At 33.6% G+C, this 11,119-nt stretch carries 7 protein-coding genes and 1 pseudogene; 3 read left to right on the forward strand and 5 right to left on the reverse strand.

What is annotated here, in order from left to right:
- The 3 genes from AC061C_RS14545 to AC061C_RS14555 form a co-directional block, all read right to left on the reverse strand.
- On the reverse strand, positions 1–605 hold a 605-nt coding region (locus AC061C_RS14545; RefSeq protein WP_478291778.1), incomplete at its 3' end, for a TonB-dependent receptor plug domain-containing protein.
- 99 nt (positions 606–704) lie between these two features.
- Positions 705–1,409 carry a response regulator transcription factor gene (locus AC061C_RS14550; protein ID WP_478291779.1) on the reverse strand — a complete coding sequence of 235 codons (705 nt, stop codon included), beginning with the start codon at positions 1,407–1,409 and terminating at the stop codon, positions 705–707.
- A 385-nt stretch (positions 1,410–1,794) separates the two neighbouring features.
- A complete protein-coding gene (locus tag AC061C_RS14555; RefSeq protein WP_478291780.1) occupies positions 1,795–2,073 on the reverse strand; it encodes a helix-turn-helix domain-containing protein in 279 nt (92 codons plus the stop codon).
- A gap of 881 nt (positions 2,074–2,954) precedes the next feature.
- Between AC061C_RS14555 and AC061C_RS14560 the strand changes: the two genes are divergently transcribed.
- From AC061C_RS14560 to AC061C_RS14570, 3 genes are all read left to right on the forward strand, one after another.
- Positions 2,955–5,948, forward strand: a complete 2,994-nt coding sequence (locus AC061C_RS14560; RefSeq protein WP_478291781.1) for a SusC/RagA family TonB-linked outer membrane protein — start codon at positions 2,955–2,957, stop codon at positions 5,946–5,948.
- Positions 5,949–5,967: 19 nt separating this feature from the next.
- On the forward strand, positions 5,968–7,377 hold the full coding sequence (locus tag AC061C_RS14565) for a RagB/SusD family nutrient uptake outer membrane protein (RefSeq protein ID WP_478291782.1): 1,410 nt from the start codon (positions 5,968–5,970) through the stop codon (positions 7,375–7,377).
- Positions 7,378–7,441: 64 nt separating this feature from the next.
- Positions 7,442–9,964 carry a S9 family peptidase gene (locus AC061C_RS14570; protein ID WP_478291783.1) on the forward strand — a complete coding sequence of 841 codons (2,523 nt, stop codon included), beginning with the start codon at positions 7,442–7,444 and terminating at the stop codon, positions 9,962–9,964.
- A gap of 42 nt (positions 9,965–10,006) precedes the next feature.
- On the opposite strand, the gene AC061C_RS14575 is transcribed toward AC061C_RS14570, so the two are convergent.
- Positions 10,007–10,285, reverse strand: a complete 279-nt coding sequence (locus AC061C_RS14575; protein WP_478291784.1) for a DUF6520 family protein — start codon at positions 10,283–10,285, stop codon at positions 10,007–10,009.
- Between the two features lie 89 nt (positions 10,286–10,374).
- Positions 10,375–11,119: pseudogene (locus AC061C_RS14580) on the reverse strand (MauE/DoxX family redox-associated membrane protein); the annotation flags it as partial.

Consider the following 11,119-nt stretch of genomic DNA (forward strand, 5'->3'; position numbering starts at 1 on the left):
GAAGGATTTTTTATGATTTCTATAGTTTTAATATCCTCAACTGATAAAGCGTTAAGATCATTTATTCCAATCTTTTGATTGTCTATATAAATTAAAGCATTTCCTTTTCCAACAATTGATATGCTCTCCTTGTCGCCACTTATTTGTATACCTGGCAGTTTGGATAGCAAATCCATTGGATTTGGAACCGTTTTAAAAATAGAAGAAGCAATATCTACTTTTATATTTCCGTTTGTATTAGTGAAAATATTTTTTTTGCTTTTCAATACAATTTCGTTTAATTCAGTAAAACTGATTTTTGATAAAACTAATTTTAGGTTTAAATTTTGATTTAAAGTAATTTTTTGATCAATATCGTCAAAATCTTCGCATTTAATTTGAATATTATAATTTCCTTCATTTAACGAAGTAAAAAGGAAATGGCTATCTACTATTGATTCTATTTTAATTAATTGATTAGTTTCTGAATTAAATAAGTAGGCATTACCTTCATTTATAATTTCATTTTTTGAACTCGTAATTTCTATCTTTAAAGTAAGATTATTTTGCGAAAATCCTATTAAGCAGTAGAAGAACAATGCGGAAGAATAAAATTTTTTAAGCATTTTATTTTGTTAGGGTTTTTAATTAATACTTCCGCAAAGAAAAAAAAAAACACTCGTCAAAGTGCTTTTTTTTGTATGATTTAAGTACTAGTACTGGTACTATTTTTGAAATTTACTAATTAACTCTTTTCTATTTGAAACATTTAACTTATTGTAAATGTTGGTAATATGCGTTTTAACGGTGTTTAAACTAATAAATAGTTCTTCTGCAATTTCTTTATTGCTTTTACCGTCTATTATGTGTTTTTTTATCTTTGTTTCTTGATTACTAAGTTCTTCAATAATTGTTAATCTCTTTTTAGATTTAATTGAGTAAATATTATAGATGAGAATTACTATTATTATTCCAAAGATGAAATTTACAATTATGCTTAAAGTTTGTTTCTTTTTTATATTAATCAAATTATAAGTATTCAATTCTCTTTCTAGGAAAAAATATTCAAGATTATTTATTTCACTAGATTTTAGTTCATCAAGCAAACGAATATAATATTCTGAATTTAGTGAAATATCTTTTTGAAGTAATTTTTTTTCATTTAATTCCTTTACACTTAGAAGTTTTATTGCTAGAGTTTTTAAAGAATCTTTTGAGTAGGTTCTAATTTTCTCTAAATAATCTTCTGTATTATTATACTTTATTTCTTTTTTAAATTTTTTAAATTTCTGTTTTTCTTCATCAATAGGATTATATTCTTTATGGAAACTTTCTGAAAGTGATGTTTTTTTTGTTGGTATAATTTTAGTATCATTTTGGCCAAACAGACCAAAAGTTATAATCAATAATAGGAAAATATATTTTTTCATTTTTTTATAAAAATTTTTGTAAAACGTATTTTTTATTTACTGTTTATTGACAAATATATTAAATTTGAGAATTGTCTTGGATTCTTGAGTCTGCGCTTAAATAACACACAACTTGTATACATGCGCTACTAAGTAGCGTATTACATTCAAATATACATTTTAATTATTATCTTACAAATCATCAAATGGACTTTTTATTTGTTGAATCCTTTTTGGTTAATTGCTGAAATTTCATTTCGATAATTTACATGCAATAACTAACATACAAAACCCTTTCTAAAATTCTTTATAGTTTTCCAAATAGGCAATAAAAAAAGATGCCATTAAGCATCTTTTTATATCATTTTTTTTATCCGTTACAGTTCTCTGTCAGTGTTTAATTATTTTACTTCCGTTTTGCATTCTCTTTGATAAACTTGTCTATATTAATATCTACGTTTAAGATATTGATAGTTTTGAGATTTAGTGCTTTTCCAAGAAAAATTAATTTTTCTAACGTAGGATTAGCGCTACCTCTTTCAATTGTACCAATTAAATGTTTTGTTAAACCAATATTTTTATCAGCAAGTTCTTGCTGAGAAATATTTCCATTATTATAGTCTGAGCTTGGTATTTTTTCACGGAGTTTTCTCATTTCCTCTCCTAATTTTTCTTTTTCAGTCACATCGTTTTTATTAGCTTTTGCTAAAATTCATTCTTATTTACGAAATAAATGGTATGATATATCATACCGTGTTATTTTTTTTATTATGTTTGTAATATAATTGCATATTAAATGTAATTTTGCGATTCTTCATATAAAATATTTGAAGCATTCGCTTTGAATCTCGCGTCGAAAAACTGGTACTTTAAGCAACGAGATGATAAGTTAGATGCTCACGTCCCATGGCGTGGGCTCACTTATTGTTGCACGGTATACCAGTACCTTCGGCGCAGTAAGCTGAGTTCCATGCCATTTTTTATGCGCAAAAGTTACTCCCTTTTATTCTTAGCAAATCTTCTTTTTTACAGTATCGTAAATCAATGAATTTATTGAATTAGTTAGTTTGGAAACGCACTGCCTGAGTTGGGCTGCAACTGGCAACGGCAGTGTACTTTCCTAAAAAAAACAACATAAATTCAAAAGCCTTTGCACCCAAAAAAAGAGTGCTCTCAAGATCTTCGCTATCAGCAATAGCGCAAATCGAAATAATAAATTGAAAAACAGCAAACAACAACGAAAAGATGAAATACTATAAAACTATAAAAGTTACTTTAATTCTAGCTTTAATTACACTGATAATTTGTTGGCTTACTGGTTCCGATGCTTTTATATAAACAGCAATAACTAAGAAAAATAACTATTTATTTTCACATCACACAGCTTGCTTAGATGTGACAACACCTAATAAAATACAGATAACGTCTATGACTTAATAAAAATAAAATCTATGCCTAAGCACTTTCGAGGCTAATCAGAAAAAAAAGGCCCTCTAACTCTTCTTGGCGGACGAATAGAGGACCAAAGCAAACTAAACCGAAGTCTAACTAAACCAATTCAAAAGTATGAAAAAAAAATCATTTTTGAAGTTTTGGACAACTACACAACTGTCCAAACTGTATTGCATCCTTTTCCTGTGCTTCATAACAGGATTAAATGCGCAAACACGATCTATCAAAGGTAAGATTACCGATGATACCGGCACAGTTCCCGGTGTAACCATCGAGGTTAACGACAAGCCAACAACAACATTTTCTGATGAAAATGGAAATTACACCATACTAGCAGCGGAGAATGATGTTTTGGTTTTTTCCTATCTAGGCTATAAAACGATGCAAATAGTAGTTGCAAATCAAGCAACTATCAATATAAAATTGACTGAAGATGCAACGACTTTAAAAGAAATCATAATAAATGCCGGATATTACTCTATTAAAGAAAAAGAGCAAACGGGTAGCATTGCAAGAATTACTGCAAAAGACATCGACAAGCAACCTGTTACAAATGTATTAGCCGCAATGCAAGGAAGAATGGCAGGTGTCAATATCATTCAAGATGGGGGAACTCCCGGCGGTGGTTTCCAAATTAAAATTAGAGGTCGCAACAGCATTCGTCTTGATGGAAATGAACCATTATACATTATTGATGGAGTTCCCTATTCTAACGAGTCCATAGGAAGTGCGAACACATCAACGGCATTACCAAGCCAAGCCAGCCCGCTGAACAGTATTAATCCCAATGATATAGAAAGCATCGAAGTATTAAAAGATGCCGATGCGACGGCAATTTACGGGTCAAGAGGTGCAAACGGTGTGGTCTTAATTACTCGAAAAAAAGGAAAGTCAGGTAAAACTAACATTTCAGTAACTGCCTCAACAGCCGTTGGTACAGCGACTAAATTTGTAGATCTGATGAATACGGAGCAGTATCTGTCGATGCGTAAACAAGCATTTATCAATGATGGAATTCCAATATCGGATACTGATTATGATGTAAATGGGACTTGGGATCAAACTCAATATACCAATTGGCAAGAGGAATTATTAGGTGGTTCAGCAACAATTAATGACTTTAGAGCCAGTATCTTTGGTGGTAGTGAAACAACACAATTCTTGATTAGTGGGAACTACAGAACCGAGGGAACAGTCCTTCCGGGAGATTTCAGGTACATTAAAGGAGGGATTCTTAGCTCAATAAACCACACTTCTTTAGATAAGAAATTCAAAATCTCTTTTTCGGGAAATTACACGGCACAAGATAATTTACAAGCAGCCACAGATTTGACATTAACAGCGCGTTATTTGGCACCAAACGCTCCCGCATTGTACGATTCAAATGGAAATCTGAATTGGGAAAATGATACCTTTGAAAATCCTTTGGCACCACTAAAAAGTACCTACCGTGCAAATACTAATGACTTGGTGGCCAACAGCGTGTTGTCTTATGAACTAATTCCAGGTTTAGAAATAAAATCAAACTTTGGTTTCACCGATTTAAAAACCAAGGAAGTTCGGACGATACCATCCACCATTTACAATCCCGTTTACGAAGTTGGGAGTGACAATTCCATAATGCACTTAAACCTTACCAGCAGACAATCATGGATTATAGAGCCACAACTAAGAGGTTTCAAAAATTTTGGTAACCACAAATTTGATGTACTACTGGGGACGACAAGTCAGCAGCAACGTACAGAACGACTATTCCAATCGGGTATTGGTTTTGCAAACAACAATCTGATTAACAACCTAGCCTCTGCAATTATAAAAAATACAACCAATAGCGATATCTTTTTATACCGTTATCAAGCTTTTTTTGGTCGCATCAATTACAGTTACAACGAAAAATACTTTTTAAACTTTACAGGTCGTCGGGATGGTTCCAGCCGATTTGGACCAGGCAAACAATATGCTAATTTTGGTGCGATTGGTGCTGCATGGATTTTTAGCAAAGAAAATTTCAATCCAGAAAATAGTAAAATGAGTTTTGGAAAACTCCGTTTTAGTTATGGAACTACAGGCAATGATCAAATTGGAGATTATCAATTTTATGATACCTACGGTACAACTGGTACAAATTATCAGGGCATAATTGGGTTACAACCTACACGACTTTATAATGCCAACTTTGGATGGGAAACCAATCGTAAACTAGAATTAGCTTTAGAAACTGGTTTTTTTAAAGACAGAATTTCTAGCACATTAGCATTTTATAGGAATCGTTCGTCGGATCAATTGGTGGGTATTCCTATGCCAGCTACAACAGGTTTCTTGTCATTGAATGCGAATCTTGATGCTACCGTTGAAAATTCAGGTTTTGAATTTTCCGTTAGAACCCTAAATATTGATTTAAACTCTTTTAAATGGTCAACGAACTTCAATGTGGCCGTTGCAAAAAATAAACTACTTTCTTTCCCGAATCTTTCAGGTTCCACTTTTGCAAATCGGTATGTGATTGGACAATCCATTGATATTGTAAAATTATACCAAAGCAAAGGTGTTAATCCACAAACAGGATTATACGATTTTGAAGATATAAATGGGGATGGAAGCATAACAGCAGGCGATAAGCAAATTATCAAGGACTTATCTCCTAAATATTTTGGAGGCATCCAAAACCAATTGGACTATAAAAATTGGCAATTGGATTTTTTATTGCAGTTCGTAAAAAGAGACAATTACGATTACATTTCAAATGTTCCGGGAGGTGGTCAAGTAAACCAAAGCAACACTAGTGGTGATGCGTGGCAGCAAATTGGGGATCAAAGCAGTTCGCAACTGCACACTACAGGACTAAATGGTGCAGCAGTAAGCACGTATTATAGGTACATAGAAAGTGATGCTGTAATTACAGACGGCTCTTTTATCAGACTAAAAAATATTTCACTTTCCTATGATATTCCGTTACAAGCGACCACTAATGTAACATGCAAACTTTTTATTCAAGGTCAAAACCTACTGACATTTACATCCTACAATGCAGGTGATCCCGAGTTTAAGTTCTCAGGATTCCTCCCTCCGCTAAAAGTGATCAGTGGCGGAATGACATTAAACTTTTAATCCTCAAAAAAATAGTAATATGAAAAATTTACAATTTATAACGGTACTAACAAAGCCATTCCAGCTGTATCGCATTCTTTTGGTTTTGGCACTGATACTGTCTTCAAGTTCCTGTAGTGATTTTGTGGAGGTTCCATTACCGAATTCTCAGCTTACAGGAACTACAGTTTTTGAAAGTGAATTGACAGCAAATGCAGCAATGGCACAAATCTATGCACAACTTCGTGACGGCGGCATTCTATCTGGATTACCTACTGGTGCATCTGTTAGAATGGGATTGTACGCTGATGAATTACAAGATTATACCAACTCTACAATTTCCCTACCTATTTACAACAATGCGCTTACAGCTGACAATGCTACTGTGGCGTCACTTTGGACTTCAAGCTATAGTCAAATATATAACGTAAATTCGATTATTCAAGGTGTTGAGAATGCGAGTGATTTACCTATTGCGGTTAAAAACAGAGTGTCGGGTGAAGCACTATTCGTTCGTGCTCTAGTACATTTTTATCTGTTGCAAATTTATGGTAGCATCCCCTATATTACAGGAACCAATTATGAAATTAATAGAAAAGTTACGCGCAGTTCTGCTGATGAAGTATATATCGCAATCGCGAAGGATTTAGAAAGTGCCACTACCAGATTGCCTGAAAATTATAGTTCTTCGGATCGTGCCAAACCCAATAAAATGGTGGCCAAAGCCATGCTGGCCAGAGTATATTTATATATGAATAAAAATACAGAAGCAGCAAATGAAGCAACTACTGTTATTAATAGTCCGCTTTATGCTTGGGAAACGGATTTAAACAAAATTTTTCTAAGAAATAGTAAAACTACTATTTGGCAATTAGCATCAGCAACTGCGGTACGAAACAGTAATGAAGGTACAACTTTTATTTTCGTATCAGGACCGCCACCAGTTTGTGCGCTTCGTACCGATTTTATGAATGCATTTGAAACAGGCGACCAACGCAAAGTGAATTGGACAAAGTCAGTTACCACGGGACTGAATACTTGGTATCATCCCAATAAATACAAACTGCGCACCGCAACAACAAGTTCGCAGGAATATTCTATTGTGTTGCGCTTAGCAGAACAATATTTAATTAGAGCAGAGGCAAGAGCAAAACAAGGCGATTTAGCGGGCGCAAAAGAGGATTTAAATAAAATAAGAACAACCGCAGGTTTACCAATAATTACATCATCTATCGCCACTGAAATTTTGTCTGAAATTCAAAAACAAAGAAGATTTGAGTTTTTTACGGAACATGGCCATCGCTTTTTTGATTTAAAGCGCAATGGAACAGCTGATGAAGTATTATCTGTTTCAAAACCTGGCTGGAACAGTTCAGATATTTTGTGGCCTATCCCAGAGCTGGAATTGAATGCAAATCCTAATTTACAACCACAAAACACAGGTTATTAAAGTTATGAAGCTATTAAAAAACAATAGTAATCCCTCTTTCTGTTATTCTTGTAAAAAAACAATTTTGTCATTTTGGATAGTAATATCCTGCTCTATTTACGGGCAGGATAATTCCAAAAAGAATATTGCTGAAGCAGAGTATGAAAGGTGGGGCAAATTAGAAAACAGAGCTATTTCCCAAAAGGGAAACTGGATATCATTTGATATGCAGTACAGCAATGGTTCAGATACACTCTTTGTAAAACATACGCAGAAAAATATTGGATTTAGTTTTCCACTTGGAACACAGGGCAAATTTGGCGGTGAAATTGCATTTGGTGCCTTTCAAGGAGAAAAAGTAATAGTAACCAACTTAGAAAATAGTGAAAGTACTGTTATATCGAATAGTGCTGCTTTTGAATTTGCCAACAGCGGAAAAATTATTGTGAGCTATTCCAATGAAGGGGAATTGATAGTAAGGACCATCAAAAATAAAGAAATCATCCGTGTTCCAAATGTAGCAGAATACCAATTAGACCAGCTTAATAATATCCTGTTTTATTTCAATAGCCATGATGGGAAAAGTAGTTTTGGAACAATAAATCTTAGGACAAACCAAAAAACAGAATATTACACAACGCCACACAAATTATCTGGTCTGACAGTAGCAGAATATGGAAAAGGTGTTTTTTGGCTCGAAGAGGGCATCAACGGGAAATATACAAAACTGAATTTCTTCAAAACCCAAGATAAAAGTATTCAAACCTTTGAACCAAAATCATTCTTAAATTTTCCGGAAAAGCATGAAATTGTTACCGCAAAATCTTTCAAAATTTCAAGTGATGGTAAAAGAGTGTTTTTTGGAATCGCGAAAGTCAGAGAAGAGGCAACACCAAAAAAAGACGAAGTTGAGGTTTGGGATACGGAAGATTTATGGATTTATCCAAAAGCAAGTAGGGAAAATTTAGAAGGATATTCTACTTTATCGGTCTGGTTTTTCGAAGAAAAGCGCTGGAATACGATTACAAGTAAAGAACTCCCTTTTGTCCAGCTTAACGGCAGTAAATCAGTTGCTTTACTTTACAATCCAACTGCATATGCACCTCATTTTAAACGCTATGGTGAGGTTGACTATTTCTTGTACAATCTGGCTGATGGCACCAAAAAGCTATTTTTAGAAAAGCAACCTGGCGAAAATTACTTATTGTCTTTTTCTCCAAATGGAGCGTACATATGCTATTTTAAAGATAAAAATTGGTGGCTGTACAATATAAAAACACAATCTACAGCATCGATTGTGGCACCTGCAGGTTCCGAATGGGTTTCAAATGATTTAAAGTACATAACAAGACCACATGTTTTTGGAATGAAAGGATGGAGTAATGATGGAGAATACCTTTTACTACAAGATGAATTCGATGTCTATCAATTTCACATCAAAACAAGTAAACTAAAACGCATTACAAACGGACGAGAAAGCGGTACTTACTTCACTGTAGATGGTTCGAACATCAAGCAAATTGGAAATGATAATTATAATGGTTGGGCACTAACTGAAATTAATTCAGCTAATGATTTAATCGTGTCATCAAGAAATGCAACAACCAAAGCACAACAATTCAAATTAGTTTCTACATCCAACACTTTAATTCCAGTAGCAAACAATGATACAAAATCAGATGAATTGCGTAGAGCCAATAATGAAGTCTATGTCTATCGAGAACAATCGCATAATGAGTCTCCCATAATTGTATCATTTAAAAATGGTGTAAATAAGGTTCTGTTTGAAAGTAATACCCATGATAAAAACTTTAATCAAGGAAAGGTAGAACTAATTTCATTTTCAAATTCAAAAGGAGACAAACTGCAAGGATTATTATATTATCCGGTAAATTATGAAGTAGGCAAAAAATATCCGATGATAATCAATGTGTACTCGCAAATCACTAACTCATTGCATGAATATTGCATTCCTACTTTATACAACAATACCGGTTTTAATGTGAAACATTTTGTGCAGCAGAATTATTTTGTACTAATGCCTGATGTGAAATATTATGAAGGAGAAACCGGCAATAGTGCACTGGATTGTGTTGTTGCTGCAAACAATGCCGTTGTAAAAACAGGAATGATTGACGCCAAGCATATTGGTTTAATAGGGCATTCTTTTGGAGGTTATGAAACAAATTACATCATTACAAAATCGAAAATTTTCGCGGCTGCAGTATCGGGTGCAGCAATTTCAGACATGGTAAGTTGGTATTTTAGTAACTCAAAAAGCCTCAATATCCCAGAATTATGGCGAAGTGAATCGCAACAATGGAGAATAGGAAAATCTATTTTTGAAGAAAAAGAGTTGTACCTAAAAAATTCACCAATACTTTATGCAGATAATGTTATTACACCATTGCTGTCTTGGGTGGGTAAAATGGAGACTAATTTACCCTACGAACAGAGTTTACTTTTTTATAATGCATTGAGGAGAGCCAAGAAAAAGAATGTTTTATTGGTATATCCAAAAGACCAGCATGTAATTGTAATCAAGGAGAATAAAATGGACCTTACAAAACGAATTACAGATTGGTTTGACCAATATTTAAAGGAATAAAAAAATAAGTGCAGTTTGAATAAACTGCACTTATTCGTTAATCTACGGATTAACAGTTCTAAAAAGCGGCGTAGAACAGGTCGTTTCACTATCTTTATCGTATACTTGTGAAGAACCACTCATACAAAAAGCATTTCCAGTAACATCGCAATCTACGTTTACCAGTTTACAACTGGAAGGGAGTGGTGAATGGATATAACCATTAATAATTGCAGTAGCCGTTTGGCTTTCTTTTGCTGTGCTAGTAGTTACAGCAGTAGCACTAGCCAATGAGAATGCTACCATTGGAAGCACAATCAATTTTAAAAAATCTGTTTTCATAATAAAAAAATTAATAATTATTATTTCGATCTACTCTTTTCTACAGGTTTTCGATCTTACCCCTGATACTGGCCAGTATATCTTTAATTTTATTTTTTTAGTTGAGTTAACATTGAGGCTCCAAAAGTATATTTGACAATTTGATGTCCTACTATTGCATACAAGGCCTTTTCAGTTATCAATAAATCACTCATTTTCATTTTATTTTCGTGGTAGATGTAGAAACTGAATAAATATATTTTATTGGTAATATCATAAACATCTATTATGGAGGCATAGTTCCAATTTTTTTTACTTTCATAACGACCACGAAGCCCTGATTGATTAAACAAAAGTTGATTAAAGGCAGCACTTCTTAAATTAACAGTATAAGGCGGAGCTGCAAGTTTACTATCCCCTGATTTTTTGACTCTGACTACTTTTAATTTAGCTTTGGTAGTGGTATCAATAGTCGTAACTAGATGGACAAGTTGCAAAGCTGTATCGGCTACAATAAATTGATTTCGATAGAAATACGTGTAAACGATTTTCTTTAAACCCTCACTGTAAGTCAGGGTTCCGTCCGTGTCAAAAATACCGTCTATTTGTTTTTGTAATAAGTGCTTTTGCTTTCTAATTTTTAAAGAATCATCTAAAGCTATGGTACCCAATATATTTTCGTAAGTACCTAATTGCTGTCCTCTAAATACACAAAGAGTAGAATCAATTGGCTGTAATGTAGTAAAGTAAGGTTTTTTGGTGACCCAAATGGTAGCTTTCCAATCAGAAACTAAACCCCGATAAATGATAGGAATAGAACCATCATAAAGAAAAAAATGAGCACCCACAATTTTT

The sequence above is a fragment of the Flavobacterium sp. GNP010 genome (genome assembly GCF_056428945.1).